The sequence below is a fragment of the Rhodococcus sp. IEGM 1302 genome (assembly GCF_030056935.1).
Lineage (GTDB): Bacteria > Actinomycetota > Actinomycetes > Mycobacteriales > Mycobacteriaceae > Rhodococcus_F > Rhodococcus_F qingshengii.
Window position 1 is genome coordinate 391,060 of record NZ_JASHKY010000002.1, and the last position, 13,216, is coordinate 404,275.

Annotated in this window: 16 protein-coding genes; 12 read left to right on the forward strand and 4 right to left on the reverse strand. The window is 61.9% G+C overall.

Annotation, left to right across the window (positions count from 1 at the left end):
• Positions 1–221: 221 nt before the first annotated feature.
• On the forward strand, positions 222–656 hold the full coding sequence (locus QM609_RS06495; RefSeq protein ID WP_003943959.1) for an SRPBCC family protein: 435 nt from the start codon (positions 222–224) through the stop codon (positions 654–656).
• 54 nt (positions 657–710) lie between these two features.
• Here QM609_RS06495 and QM609_RS06500 read toward each other — a convergent pair whose 3' ends face one another.
• The 3 genes from QM609_RS06500 to QM609_RS06510 form a co-directional block, all read right to left on the reverse strand.
• Positions 711–2,222: an alpha/beta hydrolase gene (locus QM609_RS06500; RefSeq protein WP_076948714.1), complete on the reverse strand. Its 1,512-nt coding sequence runs from the start codon at positions 2,220–2,222 to the stop codon at positions 711–713.
• The gene (locus tag QM609_RS06505; RefSeq protein ID WP_076948715.1) at positions 2,222–2,518 is read right to left on the reverse strand and encodes a hypothetical protein; all 297 of its coding nucleotides are present in this window, start codon (positions 2,516–2,518) and stop codon (positions 2,222–2,224) included. Before QM609_RS06505 ends, QM609_RS06500 begins: the two co-directional genes overlap by 1 nt.
• An 84-nt stretch (positions 2,519–2,602) precedes the next feature.
• Positions 2,603–3,403 (reverse strand): Rv3717 family N-acetylmuramoyl-L-alanine amidase, encoded by an 801-nt coding sequence (locus QM609_RS06510; protein ID WP_007731541.1) that lies wholly within the window; start codon positions 3,401–3,403, stop codon positions 2,603–2,605.
• A 109-nt stretch (positions 3,404–3,512) separates the two neighbouring features.
• On the opposite strand from QM609_RS06510, the gene QM609_RS06515 reads away from it, so the two are divergent.
• The 4 genes from QM609_RS06515 (at position 3,513) to QM609_RS06530 (ending at position 6,612) form a co-directional block, all read left to right on the forward strand.
• On the forward strand, positions 3,513–3,851 hold the full coding sequence (locus tag QM609_RS06515; RefSeq protein WP_003943929.1) for a YbaB/EbfC family nucleoid-associated protein: 339 nt from the start codon (positions 3,513–3,515) through the stop codon (positions 3,849–3,851).
• A gap of 12 nt (positions 3,852–3,863) precedes the next feature.
• A complete protein-coding gene (gene recR / locus QM609_RS06520; protein WP_007731539.1) occupies positions 3,864–4,484 on the forward strand; it encodes a recombination mediator RecR in 621 nt (206 codons plus the stop codon).
• Positions 4,484–5,053 (forward strand): TetR/AcrR family transcriptional regulator, encoded by a 570-nt coding sequence (locus QM609_RS06525; RefSeq protein WP_007731538.1) that lies wholly within the window; start codon positions 4,484–4,486, stop codon positions 5,051–5,053. The genes recR and QM609_RS06525 overlap by 1 nt, the downstream gene beginning before the upstream one ends.
• Before the next feature lie 86 nt (positions 5,054–5,139).
• A complete protein-coding gene (locus QM609_RS06530) occupies positions 5,140–6,612 on the forward strand; it encodes an MFS transporter (RefSeq protein ID WP_007731537.1) in 1,473 nt (490 codons plus the stop codon).
• On the opposite strand, the gene QM609_RS06535 is transcribed toward QM609_RS06530, so the two are convergent.
• Positions 6,599–7,312, reverse strand: coding sequence for a TetR/AcrR family transcriptional regulator (locus QM609_RS06535; protein ID WP_172827063.1), 714 nt, complete (start codon positions 7,310–7,312; stop codon positions 6,599–6,601). The genes QM609_RS06530 and QM609_RS06535 overlap by 14 nt on opposite strands.
• Before the next feature lie 65 nt (positions 7,313–7,377).
• On the opposite strand from QM609_RS06535, the gene QM609_RS06540 reads away from it, so the two are divergent.
• Genes QM609_RS06540 through QM609_RS06570 form a run of 7 tightly spaced genes read left to right on the forward strand, consistent with a single transcriptional unit; the run spans position 7,378 to position 13,193 of the window.
• Positions 7,378–7,956: an FAS1-like dehydratase domain-containing protein gene (locus QM609_RS06540; RefSeq protein ID WP_076948716.1), complete on the forward strand. Its 579-nt coding sequence runs from the start codon at positions 7,378–7,380 to the stop codon at positions 7,954–7,956.
• Entirely contained in the window at positions 7,953–8,381 is a 429-nt protein-coding gene (locus tag QM609_RS06545; RefSeq protein WP_058227088.1) for a Zn-ribbon domain-containing OB-fold protein, read from the forward strand. The genes QM609_RS06540 and QM609_RS06545 overlap by 4 nt, the downstream gene beginning before the upstream one ends.
• A complete protein-coding gene (locus tag QM609_RS06550) occupies positions 8,378–8,791 on the forward strand; it encodes a hotdog family protein (protein WP_076948717.1) in 414 nt (137 codons plus the stop codon). The genes QM609_RS06545 and QM609_RS06550 overlap by 4 nt, the downstream gene beginning before the upstream one ends.
• On the forward strand, positions 8,788–9,969 hold the full coding sequence (locus tag QM609_RS06555; RefSeq protein ID WP_030535711.1) for a lipid-transfer protein: 1,182 nt from the start codon (positions 8,788–8,790) through the stop codon (positions 9,967–9,969). Before QM609_RS06550 ends, QM609_RS06555 begins: the two co-directional genes overlap by 4 nt.
• A 32-nt stretch (positions 9,970–10,001) precedes the next feature.
• Positions 10,002–11,210: a DegT/DnrJ/EryC1/StrS family aminotransferase gene (locus QM609_RS06560; protein ID WP_076948718.1), complete on the forward strand. Its 1,209-nt coding sequence runs from the start codon at positions 10,002–10,004 to the stop codon at positions 11,208–11,210.
• Position 11,211: 1 nt separating this feature from the next.
• Positions 11,212–12,066 carry an SDR family NAD(P)-dependent oxidoreductase gene (locus QM609_RS06565; protein WP_076948719.1) on the forward strand — a complete coding sequence of 285 codons (855 nt, stop codon included), beginning with the start codon at positions 11,212–11,214 and terminating at the stop codon, positions 12,064–12,066.
• Complete coding sequence (locus tag QM609_RS06570) at positions 12,063–13,193, forward strand: steroid 3-ketoacyl-CoA thiolase (RefSeq protein WP_076948720.1); 1,131 nt, start codon at positions 12,063–12,065, stop codon at positions 13,191–13,193. The genes QM609_RS06565 and QM609_RS06570 overlap by 4 nt, the downstream gene beginning before the upstream one ends.
• Positions 13,194–13,216: the final 23 nt, after the last annotated feature.

Here is a 13,216-nt window from a genome sequence, read left to right on the forward strand (position 1 = left end):
TATCCGGAGGGGTATTAATGCCCGAATTTGATCGAGTTGTTGCAATCGAACTCGGTAAATGCTCCGAGTGGTGAACCAGCTCACACGGAATGGGTAGATGGTCGAGATACCCGGGCGCAGCAGGCAGTATGGAAAGGAATATCTGCGCAGTTCGAGGTGCGGATTCGGGTAGTCATTCGCGGTATCGAGCCGCGTTGGTCGAGCAAGGAGACGTAGGGCATATGGGTCAGGTCAATGCAATGAGTTCGACAGTCGTCACAGCAGCACCCGACAAGGTGCTCGCGGCGCTCTCGGACTACGAGACGGTTCGCCCGCGAATCCTGTCCGAGCAGTACCTCGACTACAAGGTCGTCGAAGGTGGCCAGGGTGACGGAACCGTCGCGCAGTGGACGCTCAAGGCGACGGAAAAGCGCTCGCGCAACGTCAAGGCGACAGTGACGGTCGACGGCAACGTCATCACCGAGAAGGACGCGAACTCCAGCCTCGTCACCACCTGGACCGTTGCCCCCAACGGCACCGGAACGACGGTGACGACGCTCACCCAGTGGCAGGGTGCCACCGGTATCGGCGGCTTCTTCGAGCGCACGTTCGCTCCGAAGGGTCTGCAGCGCATCCAGGCCCAGGTCCTGGACAACCTCAAGCGCGAACTCGTCTAACCGATCCTGCATCACCGAGATGGCGTCGTACCTTCACCGGTACGGCGCCTTCTTTCACGGGCCGGTAATGATCCGTCCGAATTCGGTGAGTGCGGGGTTTCCGCTTTCCCAGTAATCGCTGTGAACTCCGAACCCAGGCTCCCCGGGAGATCCGGTGAATACCTGCGCGCCGAATTCCGGATCCGACGGGTCGAACCCGTGGACTCCGAGGATCTTGGGGATCAATTGGACCGGATCCCAGAAGGCCGTCGTCGAATGAACATGGTGAGCCACCTCGTCCGAGTCGACGCCGTCCAGGCTCAGTTCGTTCACGCGCTCGGCATCGACGCCGGGGCTTGCGACAAAAACCAGTTCATCGACGTCGAGAGAAGCGCCACGGGTAGTCGCGGCACCGACGACGGTGCTGCCGTAGGAATGACCGATCACCACGTTGTGCGAAGGCGGGCCGTCATGCGAGGCTCGTAACCCGTCCTGGAAGCTGTCGAGCCTCGGCGCTGCGGAGTTGGCGTACCGATCCGAGGCTGCGTCGGGAATGCCTGGGGGAGCGTCGTATCCGGACCACAGGATCACTGATGTGGCTTCCGTTGGCGCCGCCCTGACCGCCGCGTCGTACATGGCCTTGGTTCGTTGCAGGTCTCCGCCGACGCCCGACAGCCCGGAGCCGGTTCCGGGAACCAGTGTTGCGACGTTGCCGGCGGCATCGGGATTACCGACTGCCACGACGGCATGCCCATCCGTGACCGAGAGAAGGAACGTGTCCGGTCGAAGTTCGCCGCGCACGGCCGTGTATCCGGCAGCTACCGTTCGATCCGGTAACTGCTCGAGCGCAGAGAGGTACCGCCGGTTGTAGTAGTCCCGGTCCAGAGCGGGAAGGCCGTCCCGGCTACCGATGGACGGATCCCACCTCGCCAACGCGTCTTTCTCGTTGGGCGTGAGCGATTCCCAGAGTCGGTGTAGCTCCGTTGGTGTCCCGGGGAGTGTCGACCTCCCGTCGAGGATGTCGAGGACAGTGCGGTCGAGGCGATCAGGCTGATTGCCAAGGAGTGATCCGATCTCTCGGAATGCCGCACCCAGAGCAGTCGCGGCCCGGTTGTCTTCGTCGTCGAGTGCCGTCAATGCAGTGGAGATCTTCTGCTGAAAAACCTGTGCAGCCGTGTCGTTTTCGGAATCTTGCATGGCGTCGGCCAGATTCCACGGCTGCTTCGTCTCAGGTGCCGATACCGCTCCACTGTCTGACACCGTCAAGCCGTGTTCGAGAGTCGCCTCCTCGACCAGGTCCAGAACTGATTTTCGCGCCGCACCGATCGTATTGGACGCTCCGGCATACAGATCCGCAACTACGCGAACTGCAATCGACAGCCGCGACGAGGAAAGCGAGATGCCAGACCACTGCACTGCGGCTGCGCTCGACGCTTGTCCCTGCCAGAATTCGCGGACGGCGTCGATGCTGCGTCCGGCGTCATTGCCGAGGACTTCGATCTGCCGGTCGATGTCGATCAGTTCCGAAGCGCTTGTGCGCAATTTCTCCGGTGACCACGTTCGAAGCTGAGAGACGGTGGGCCGCATCAGTAGGCTCCGCGCAGTTCGGACACCACTTCGCCCTCGGCAGCGTCGTACAGACGTGCTGCGGCAGCGGTTCCCGACGCCATGAGTCCCAACTGCGTAGCCAGGTGCCGGTACGCGTCGGCGATGACGCCTGCATTCCCAGTCGACACAGCCGTGACAGCGGACGAATTCAGGGCCGCCGCGGCTTCGAAAATCGGTCCGGCGGAACCGATCCCCGAGATCTGATCCGCAATTCGAGACAGATCAGCTGAAAGTTGCTGCAGAGCAGCGAAATCTACCTGAAGTATCGGCCCCATGGCAGAACCGTATCCAGGTGAGCGGGCTACCTCGGCGGTGCCGACATACCTGTGGACAAGTGGAATTTCTCCACAGAAGACAGGTCAGGGGGTTGTGAGGAAGGCGGTGACTCCGCTGGTGACGGCGGACGCATATTCCTGCTGACCGTCCGGGCTCGTCATGCGCGCTGCCTCGTCGGCATTTCGCATGTTGCCGAGTTCGACCAGAATCGACGGCCGCTGCGACAGATTGAGTCCCGTCAGATCGGCGCGTGGTGCCAGCCCGTCGTCACCGATGTAGGTCGACGGGGTGAGTCCGGCTGTGACGAGTGAGTCGCGCATGGTTTCGGCAAAGGTGACGGACGGGCCGGCCTGCACCGCGTTCAGCGGGGGCGCGGAGTAGCAGACGTGGAAGCCCTCGGCTCCGGCTGCTGCGCCGTCCGCGTGAATGCTCACCACTACGTCGGCGCCGGAGGAATTGGCAGCTTCGGCGCGTGCGTCGACGCAAGATCCGACGCTGATGTCGTCCGGTCGACTCAGGACCACTGTGGCGCCTTGGCCTTCGAGTTCGCTCTTGACCAGGCTCGCGACTTCCCAGTTGAAGGTGTGCTCGGGGAACCCGGCATCGGTGTTGGTGCCGGTGGTCTGGCAGTTCTTGGTGCCGCCGCGGCCCGTGGGGACCTGGGTGTTGATGCTGTCGTCGTTCGCCCCGCTGTGCCCGGGATCGAGGAAGACGACCTTGCCGGTGAGCGCAGCGGGGACGTCAGCGGCGACAGTGCTCAGCGGAGACACCTCGACCGAAGTCGTGGCCTCGGCAGTCTCGGTCGGAATCGTGCACGCAGCGCTCAGAAGCCCGGCCCCGACCATGGCGATCAGGGCAGTGGAGCGGAACACACGTGATGCCATGTTTGACCCTCTTGACGGTTTTACGGTGTCTGACTGGTTCCGGCGCACCCGCTCACGGTAGCGCGCACCGACTACGCTGGTGGGGATAACTCTGTAGAAAGGACCGCTCGTGCAACCAGGTGGAGCACCCGACATGTCTGCTCTGTTGGCTCAGGCTCAGCAGATGCAGCAGCAATTGATGGCGGCGCAGCAGGAAATGGCTCAGGCCGAAGTGACCGGTCAGGCCGGTGGCGGACTGGTTGTCGCCACGGTCAAGGGCACCGGCGAGGTTGTCGGTCTGCAGATCGATCCCAAGGTCGTCGACCCCGAAGATGTCGAGACGCTGCAGGATCTGGTGATCGGCGCGATCGAGGACGCTTCGCGCAAGGCACAGGAAGTCGCTGCTGAGAAGCTCGGCCCGTTGGCCGGCGGACTCGGCGGAGGCCTTCCCGGTCTCCCCGGCTTCTAGAAACGAGAACGCGTGTACGAAGGTCCGGTTCAGGATCTGATCGACGAACTCGGGAAGCTTCCCGGAGTCGGGCCGAAGAGCGCTCAACGCATCGCTTTTCACCTGCTCTCCGTGGAGCCTCCCGAGATCGACCGTTTGAAAAATGCATTGCAGCGCATCCGTGACGGCGTTCAGTTCTGCACGGTGTGCGGAACTGTCTCCGATCAGGAGAGGTGCCGCATCTGCGCCGACGCACGTCGCGATCGCACGGTGATCTGCGTCGTGGAGGAACCGAAGGACGTTCAGGCCGTCGAGCGCACCCGTGAGTTCAAGGGTCGTTATCACGTGCTCGGCGGTGCGCTCAATCCGCTCTCGGGGATCGGGCCTGACCAGTTGCGTATCCGGGAGTTGTTGGCTCGCATCGCAAATCAGGAGGACGGCGTCGACGTGTCCGAGGTCATCATCGCCACTGACCCCAACACCGAGGGTGAGGCGACAGCTACCTATCTCGTTCGCATGATGCGAGACATTCCGGGGCTGACGGTGTCTCGGTTGGCTTCGGGTCTTCCGATGGGTGGCGATCTCGAATTCGCAGACGAGTTGACGCTGGGTCGGGCATTGTCCGGCCGTCGTGAATTGTCGCGGAACGCTTGATGAGCGGCACGGAGCAAGGTCAGCAGGTGCGTCGTACGTCCGAGCAGACGCGTGCGCAGATCATCGCGTCGGCCGGGAAAGCATTCGCGACTCGGCCGTACCGCGAAATCACGCTCAAGGACATCGCCGAAGACGCAGGCGTCAGCGCGCCTCTGATCATCAAGTACTTCGGTTCCAAAGAGCAGTTGTACGACGAGTTGGTCGACTTCCGGGCAGCGGCGGTCACGGTCTTCGACGCCCCGAACGACTCGCTCGGCGAGCGCATGGTCTCGCTGTTCACCAAGCCGCTGGAGTCGTACAAGCCGCTGTCCATGAGCTTGTTGTTCATGAGCGGCGTCAGTGAAGAGAGCAACCGCAAGCTGCGCGAGAACTATTCGACGCAGATGATCGACACCCTCGCCGCTCGCCTGTCCGGCCCCGACGCGAGATTGCGCGCGGAACTGGCGATGTCGATGGTGGTCGGAGTGGCGATCATGCGCCGACGGATGATGGCCGGCCATGCCACCGGCACCCAGGACGAGGTGGTTGCGCTGTACGCACCGCTGGTGCAAAAGCTGCTCGACGGGTGAGCGGCGTCACAATTCTTGCTAGGTAAATATCCGTTCACCTAATGTAGGTGAACGGATATTTACCTAGTGAGAACAGGCGGTGTGGGGTGACGACGCTCGACCGTCCGCCGGGCACGCCTGCAGTCACCACCTCCGACGCGGGACTCGCGCAGCCGCGCTCCCGCTTCCTGTTCCCCATCGTTGTCGCCGCCGCAGTGTTCCAGGCTGTTCTGCAGACGGTCATCGTTCCACTGCTGCCGGAGTTGCCGCACTTCACCGGCGCTGGACGCACGGCCGTGTCCTGGCTGGTGACCGTCACGCTGCTGGTCGGCGCTGTCGTCACTCCCATCTTCGGTCGACTCGCCGACATGTTCGGCAAGAAGAAGATGCTTCTGGTTGCTTTCTCGATGATGACTCTCGGCTCGATGTTGTGTGCGCTGTCGTCGGACATCGCTGTACTCATCTTCGCGAGAGCGTTGCAGGGGGCCGGGTCGGCAGTCATCCCCATCGGAATCTCCATGCTGCGAGACGAATTGCCACGGAACAAGGTCAACGGCGCAGTGGCCATGATGAGTTCGACGCTCGGTGTCGGAACCGCTTTGGGCATACCGTTTTCTGCGATGATCGCGCAGTACTCGAATTGGCACGTCCTGTTCTGGGTAACCACCGCCATCGGGCTGTCCGTGACTCTTGCTGCGGTGCTGTTCATTCGAGAGTCCGAGCCGAATCCGTCGGGAAGATTCGACGGCGTCGGGGCGGTTGGTCTGAGCGCCGCGATGATTGCTCTGCTTGTGCCGATCACTCAGGGGTCGAGTTGGGGGTGGACCAGTGGAGCGGTGATCTCCATGCTGGCCGCGTCGGCGGTGCTGTTCACGCTCTGGGTAATTCAACAGCGGCGCAACGTCAATCCGCTGGTCGACGTCCGTGCTCTCGTGAAACGTGCAGTGTTGATCCCGCATCTGGCGGCTCTGCTGGTCGGGTTCGCGTTTTTCGGGAACACGCTGATCACGACACAACTGCTGCAGGGGATGAAGGGGCCGGGTGCCGGGTACGGCCTGTCGATCATCGCGGCAGCGCTCTGCCAGATTCCGGCGAGTATCGCGATGGTGCTGTTCTCGCCGGTTGCGGTGCGTATCACCGACCGCTTCGGTTCACGGACCGCGATGTTGACCGGTGCCGTGTTCCTCGCCGGCGGGTACGGGATTCACGCCGTTGCCGGTAAGCCGCTGTGGGGAGTGGTTGCAGCACTGGGTATCACAGCGGTCGGGACTGCCATCGTGTACAGCACGCTCTCGCTGCTGATTCTGGTTGCCGTACCTCGTCAGCGACTGGCGGCTGCCAACGGGGTGAACTCACTTCTGCGGACGTCCGGAAGCACGATCTGCAGTGCGACGGTGGCAACCATTCTCGCTGCATTCGTGATCAGCGGTTCGGAACATTCCACGTCGTGGACCGGATTCTCCGTCGCCTACCTGGTGTGCGCGGGCTGCGCGGTGGTCGTGTTCGCGGTGTCGATCCTGTTGCCGCAGGGACGAACCCCGAAACATCTGGATTTGCCGGATCTGGTCAGGCGACCCTGAATCCCGAGAGGAAGAGCGTGATCATCAGATCCGCGAACTCGTCGGTGGTGTACTTCTGGCGATCCGGCCAATGCGTTGTCGACCACAAGGTGTCTCGTACCGATCGATAGAAAATTTCCGGTGCCACGTCTTTGCGGAAGATTCCCTGATCGACGCCTTCGGCAATCGCTTTCATCCAATGCTCGCGGACTTGGCGGGAAGGCCCGTCGACGGATTGCAGGAGATCGTTGTCGCGAAGATAAGCCCGATCGTTCTGGTAGATCGCCGTCGGGTGCGGGTGTAGTTCGATGACGACCAGCGTCTCGCGGATCAAGCCGCGCAGGACTTCCTCGGGGTCGTTTGCCGTCTTCTCCACCTGATCGAAGCGGAGCTGAATGTCGGTGATGAAGCCGCGCATGAGCTCGGCAACTATCGCATTCTTCGACTTGAAGTAGTGGTAGAGGCTGCCCGAGAACACACCGGCGGCGTCGCCGATCTCGCGAACGGTCGTGGTGGCGACACCCTTCCTGGCAAACAGCTCGGCTGAGCTCTCCAGGATCTTCTCCCGACGATCTGGTGATGCCACTGAAATCTCCACTGGTTGTCGGTCCTGCTCAGGGCAGGGTTTCGGGGGTGCCGGGCTGCCGGCGTCGAACGTAGCGCAATCCTGCCTGATAGCTCCGGCTCGAACCAATTCGTCGGTGAGATCGCGTGTTTCCACTTCCGGATTCCTATGCTAGCTTCAAAATCAAGCGCTTGCTCAACTTTCGTTCACGGAGGATTTCAGTGCAGAGCCTGCAGACGCAGTTTCCGAATTTCATCGGCGCAGAGGCCGAACCACCCCGCGTCGCCCGCTACGCCGTCAACGAGGCGATGATCCGCAACTGGGTCGAGGCGCACGACGACCGCAACCCGATCTACGTCGACGCAGAGGCCGCCCGCAGTACCGGCCGTCGAGACGTCGTCTGTCCGCCCGCCATGATTTCGACCTGGGTGATGGCGGGCTACCGCCGCTATCGGCAGGTCCAACAACTTCGCGCAGACGGAGCCTCCGAGGATTTCGCCTATTCACGACTACTCGGGCTGTTGGACGAGGCCGGCTACACGTCCGTAGTCGCGACCAACGTCGAGCAGGAGTATTTCGCGGAGTTGAGTCCCGGAGACCACGTCGCCGCATATTTCACCATCGAAGCGATCTCACCGTTCAAACAGACGGCTCTCGGTCACGGGTGCTTCATCACCCTGTTCAAGAAGTACGTGGACCAGGACGGAAAGACGTTGGTCGAAGAGCGCTTTCGATTGCTCAGGTTCAAACCAGATGCCCAGACAGATACTCAACTCGAAGTCCAGGAGGTAATCGCATGAGCGAGACTGGCTCCCGCAACACCGCTGTTCCGAGACTGACCGTCACCGACGACAACGATTTCTTCTTCTCTGCGGCCAAAGAGGGTCGCCTCGAGATCCAACGGTGTGCGGATTGCAAGACACTGCGCCACCCACCCGCACCCGCGTGCCCGGAATGCCGCTCGTTCAGTTGGGACACAGTCGAATCCACGCGGCGATGCACGTTGCACAGCTTCACGGTCATCCATCACCCGAAGGATCCTGCTTTCGAGTACCCACTCGCCGTCGGACTCGTCGATCTCGAAGAAGGCACGCGTCTGGTTGCCGACATCGCGGGGATCGATCACGAGGAACTCGACTTCGGCTTGGAACTCGAAGTGACCTTCTCCGAGCACGCTCACGGCGAGATGCTGCCGCAACTGAGGCGACGGGGTTCGGTGCAATGACGAAACTGATTGACTGCGAAGTGGGTTCGGTCCTCCCCAGCCTCGAATTGCCGTTGGATCGAACGCTGATCGTCGCCACTGCGATCTCTTCTCAGGATTTCGAGGACGTGCATCACGATCCGGGCAAGGCCCAGGATCGCGGAACTCCCGACATCTTCATGAGCATCAACACCACCAACGGGCTCATCGACCGCTATATCACCGACTGGTCCGGCCCGGCATCACGGATCGTCAAAACATCACTACGGCTTGGTGTTCCGAACTTTCCCGGAGACACCATGACATTCACCGGCGAGGTCACCGCCACAGACGGCCGGGCGCTCACCGTGACGGTTCTCGGGAAAAACGTGCGTGGAACACACGTGACGGCCGACGTGACTCTCGAACCGGTGGAAAGGGTAATCGCATGACACGAGGATTTTCGAGGCAAGCAGCCATCGCCGGAATCGGCGCAACCGAGTTCTCCAAGAACTCCGGCCGTAGCGAATGGCAGTTGGCGTGCGAATCCGTGATCGCCGCACTCGACGACGCTCACATCGAGGCAGAAGAGGTGAACGGATTTGCGCTGTTCACCATGGAGAACAATCCTGAGATTGCGGTCGCACGCGCCCTCGGGATCCCGGAATTGACGTTCTTCAGTCGAATTCCACACGGCGGCGGCGGTGCCTGCGCACCGGTTCAACAAGCAGCGCTTGCCGTCTCCAGCGGAGTTGCCGACGTTGTGGTCGTCTACCGTGCCTTCAACGAAAGATCAGGTCACCGATTCGGCGCCGGCCCGCCACCTTTTGCGTACAACGCGTCGACGGACCAGGAGTATCGGAACTGGATCAACCCGTACGGGCTTCTGACCCCGGCGCAGCAGGAAGCCTTCCTCGCCAAGCTGTACATGCACAAGTACGGGGCAACAAGCGCCGACTTCGGCCAGATCTCGGTCCTCTCACGCAAGCATGCGGCGAACAACCCCAAGGCCTGGTTCTACGAACGCCCGATCACTATCGAGGACCATCAGAACTCACGCATGATCGCCGATCCCATCCGCCTGCTCGACTGCTGCCAGGAAAGTGACGGCGGACAGGCGCTGGTCATCGTCAGTGCGGAGCGCGCCCGCGACCTGCCGCACAAACCTGCGGTCATCAGTGGCGCTGCGCAAGGTGTAGGTCCGCAACAGATTTCGATGAGCAGCTACTACCGCGACGACATCGACAGCATGCCGGAAGTCGAACTCGTGGCGCGCCAACTGTGGGACCAGGCCGGTATCGGGCCGGACGACATCGATGCCGCAATTCTCTACGACGCTTTCACCCCGATGGTTCTGCTTCAACTCGAGGAGTACGGATTCTGCGGTCGGGGCGAGGCAAAAGACTTCATCGCCGACGGCAATCTCGAGCTGGACGGTCGCCTGCCGATCAACACCCACGGCGGTCAACTCGGTGAGGGATACATCCACGGCGTCAACGGCATTGCCGAAGGTGTTCGCCTGATCCGCGGCACCTCCACCAATCAACCGACCAAAACTCTGGACAACGTGCTCGTGACCGGCGGCTCTCCCGTCCCGCACAGTGCGCTCGTCCTCTCGGCAGATCGCTGAATCTGCCGCCTATTCGAGAAAGCAGGAACAAGATGAGCGAGCGGATCACCTACGCCAGGGCCACCCACGGCGAGGAAGAAATACAGGCTGTTGTCGACGTCTTGCGCAGCGGGCATCAAGGATTGCGCATCGGCAAGAACGTCTTCGAGATGGAAGAACGTATCGCGGCCTTGGCCGGCAAGAAGTTCGGCGTCATGTGCAACTCGGGATCCTCGGGTTTGTACTTGGCAGTCGAGCTGCTCGGACTGCCTGCCGGCAGTGAGATCATCACGTCGCCGTTGACGTTCTCCACCGACATCGCACCGATCGTGCGTGCCGGTCTGGTGCCGGTGTTCGTGGACGTGGAACCCAACACGTTCAACGTCGACGTCACCAAGATCGAAGCCATGGTCACCGCGAAGACCGGTGCCATCCTGATGCCGAACCTGGCCGGCAACTGCCCAGACTGGGACGTCATCCGTGATATCGCTGATCGCCATGGACTCAAGGTGATCGAGGATTCGTGTGACGCGATCGGCGCCACGCTCCGCGGTACTCCCACCGGGTCTCGGGCGGACATCGTCGTCACCAGTTTCTCGATGGCACACATCATCACGTGCGCGGGAACCGGTGGAATGGTGTGCGTCGACGACGAAGCCAGCCGTGACAAGGCTTTGCTGCTTCGCCGCTGGGGCCGTCGTAGCGAGCCGAACCTGTTCGGCAGTACCAAGTCCGGCCGAGTCTTCCGTGAAGAACTCGACGGCGTCGACTACGACAACGACTTCATCTTCGAGCTCATGTCGTGGAACTTCGAGCCCTCCGAACTCGGCGCAGCTTACGGCGTCGTGCAGCTCGACAAGCTGGACCAGAACTACAAGACGCGTAAGGCAACATTTGCGGCCTTCTCGGCGGCATACGGCGCCCATCCTGAATTCTTCACGACGCCGGTAGAACTCGACGGTCTCGACACGGCGTGGCTGTGTTACCCGGTGATGATCAACGAGAACGCCCCCTTCACGCGCAGCGACCTGCAGGAAGCCATCGAGGCCGACGGCATCGACACCCGAACCGTGTGGAGCGGCAACGTCACTCGTCACCCCATGATGAACAACATCGAATTTCGCCAGCCGGCCGAAGGTTTGCCGGAAGCGGACGCAGTTTTTGCCCGCGGCATGACACTCGGCATGAGCCACGGTTTGCGTGACGACGAAGTTGCTCGGATTGCGGAGAGCATCAATCGCTTCGCCGCGAAGTGGAAGTAGCATGACCGATCGCTTCGAAGGACGCCGAGCGCTTGTCACCGGTTCCAGCCGCGGAATCGGTGCAGGCGTCGCAGAGAGGCTGGCAGCGGAAGGCGCTGACGTCGCTCTCGTGGCCCGGACGCTCGGTGCACACGCAACCCTGCCGGGCAGTCTCGAAGAGACTGCGGCTCGAATTGCCAAGTACGGAAACAAAGTCGAGATAGTTGTCGCAGATCTGACGGACGAGCAGCAGCGCGACACCGTTGTGCCGCTGGCGATCGAGAAGCTTGGCGGGACTATAGACATCCTGGTGAACAACGCGGCAGCGGCGATCTATCAGCCGCTCTCGGATTACCCACTGCGGCGGCGACGGTTGATGTTCGAGGCAAATGTCCATGCACCGCTCGATCTGATGCAAGCCGTGGTGCCGGGGATGGTGGCAAACGGATACGGCTGGATCGTGAACGTGTCCAGTGGCACCGTCAAACCGTGGCATGGCCCGCCGTTCACGTGGGTCGAACCGGGAACTGCCATGACCGTGTACGGCGCGTCCAAAGCAGCGCTCAACAGGATGAGCAACGGCATGGGCGTGGAACTCTACGGCCAGGGGGTTCGCGTCAACACGGTTCAACCGCGGGCAGCGGTGCTCAGTGAGGGCGCCAGGGTCCTGGTCGGTGAGACTATCCGGCCGGATCAGGTCGAATCTATGGAAGAAATGGTGGAAGCGGTCGCAGCGCTGTGTGATTGCGACACCGAGTTCACCGCGCGCTCGAGCGTCAGCTTGGACCTGATCGACGAGTGGTCCCTGACCGTGCGTGGTCTGGACGGAACGGCATTACCGGAGAACCCGGCATTACGAACCGAGGAGTTGGCATGAAGCCCGTCATCGTGGACGCAGCACGAACGCCGTTCGGCAAGCGTGAGGGTTGGCTGTCCGGAGTCCACGCGGCGGAACTGTTGGGTTATGCGCAGAGGGGCGTGCTGGATCGGGTGGGCGTGGATCCTGACGCGGTCGACCAGGTCATCGGCGGCTGTGTGACGCCTCTCGGTGAGCAGTTCGGAAACATCGTGCGTACGTCCTGGATGCATGCGGGCCTTCCGTTGGAAGCGGGCTGCACCACGATCGACGCGCAGTGCGGAACCGCGCAGCAATCGGTGCAGTTGATTGCCGGGCAGATTGCCATCGGTGCAGTCGACGTGGGTGTGGCGTGCGGTGTGGAACTGATGTCGCGGGCACCACTCACCTACAAGGTGGGTACCGGCCTCGGAACACCACGTCCGGAGTCGTGGTCACTCGATACCGTCGACCAGTACACCGCGGCCGATCGGATTGCTGTCAAGCGCGGTTTCAGCCGCGAGGATCTCGACTCCTTCGGGCTGCGCTCGCAGCAGCGAGCCGCAGCAGCATGGGAGGCAGGACGCTTCGACTCGCACATCATCGATGTGGTCGCTCCGGGCTCTGACGCTCCGGTTCATCGGGATCAGGGTCTGCGCGAATCGAGTCTCGAAGGACTCGCGAAACTGCGGACCGTTCAAGAGGGCGGATTGCACACCGCTGGAACGTCTTCGCAGGTCTCGGACGGTGCGAGTGCCGCTCTGCTGATGTCCGAGGATCGAGCCAGGATGCTCGGGGTGCGGCCGCGGGCAAAGATATTGGCGCAGTGCGTCATCGGCGGAGACATCGAGTTCATGCTCGACGGTCCCGTGGACGCGGCAAACATCGTGCTCGGCCGCACCGGTCTGACGATCGACGACATCGACCTGTTCGAGGTCAACGAGGCATTTGCTTCGGTACCGATGTCGTTCGCGCAGGTTCACGGCGTCGATCCCGAATTGCTGAACGTCAACGGTGGTGCAATCGCGCTGGGCCACCCGGCCGGTGCAACCGGAATCAGACTGTTGGCCAATGTCATCGACGAACTGGAGCGTCGGGACAAGTCCATCGCACTGATCGCGATCTGCGCGTCCGCCGCAACAACCTGCCTGATTCTCGAACGCATCTGACAAGAACCGAAGATTGAGGAACC

Excerpts from the sequence above, each read along its gene's own strand:
- QM609_RS06495 (WP_003943959.1), top strand. The coding sequence starts at position 222 with ATGGGTCAGGTCAATGCAATGAGTTCGACAGTCGTCACAGCAGCACCC.
- QM609_RS06500 (WP_076948714.1), bottom strand. The coding sequence starts at position 2,222 with ATGCGGCCCACCGTCTCTCAGCTTCGAACGTGGTCACCGGAGAAATTG.
- QM609_RS06505 (WP_076948715.1), bottom strand. The coding sequence starts at position 2,518 with ATGGGGCCGATACTTCAGGTAGATTTCGCTGCTCTGCAGCAACTTTCA.
- QM609_RS06510 (WP_007731541.1), bottom strand. The coding sequence starts at position 3,403 with ATGGCATCACGTGTGTTCCGCTCCACTGCCCTGATCGCCATGGTCGGG.
- QM609_RS06525 (WP_007731538.1), top strand. The coding sequence starts at position 4,484 with ATGAGCGGCACGGAGCAAGGTCAGCAGGTGCGTCGTACGTCCGAGCAG.
- QM609_RS06545 (WP_058227088.1), top strand. The coding sequence starts at position 7,953 with ATGAGCGAGACTGGCTCCCGCAACACCGCTGTTCCGAGACTGACCGTC.
- QM609_RS06550 (WP_076948717.1), top strand. The coding sequence starts at position 8,378 with ATGACGAAACTGATTGACTGCGAAGTGGGTTCGGTCCTCCCCAGCCTC.
- QM609_RS06555 (WP_030535711.1), top strand. The coding sequence starts at position 8,788 with ATGACACGAGGATTTTCGAGGCAAGCAGCCATCGCCGGAATCGGCGCA.
- QM609_RS06560 (WP_076948718.1), top strand. The coding sequence starts at position 10,002 with ATGAGCGAGCGGATCACCTACGCCAGGGCCACCCACGGCGAGGAAGAA.
- QM609_RS06565 (WP_076948719.1), top strand. The coding sequence starts at position 11,212 with ATGACCGATCGCTTCGAAGGACGCCGAGCGCTTGTCACCGGTTCCAGC.
- QM609_RS06570 (WP_076948720.1), top strand. The coding sequence starts at position 12,063 with ATGAAGCCCGTCATCGTGGACGCAGCACGAACGCCGTTCGGCAAGCGT.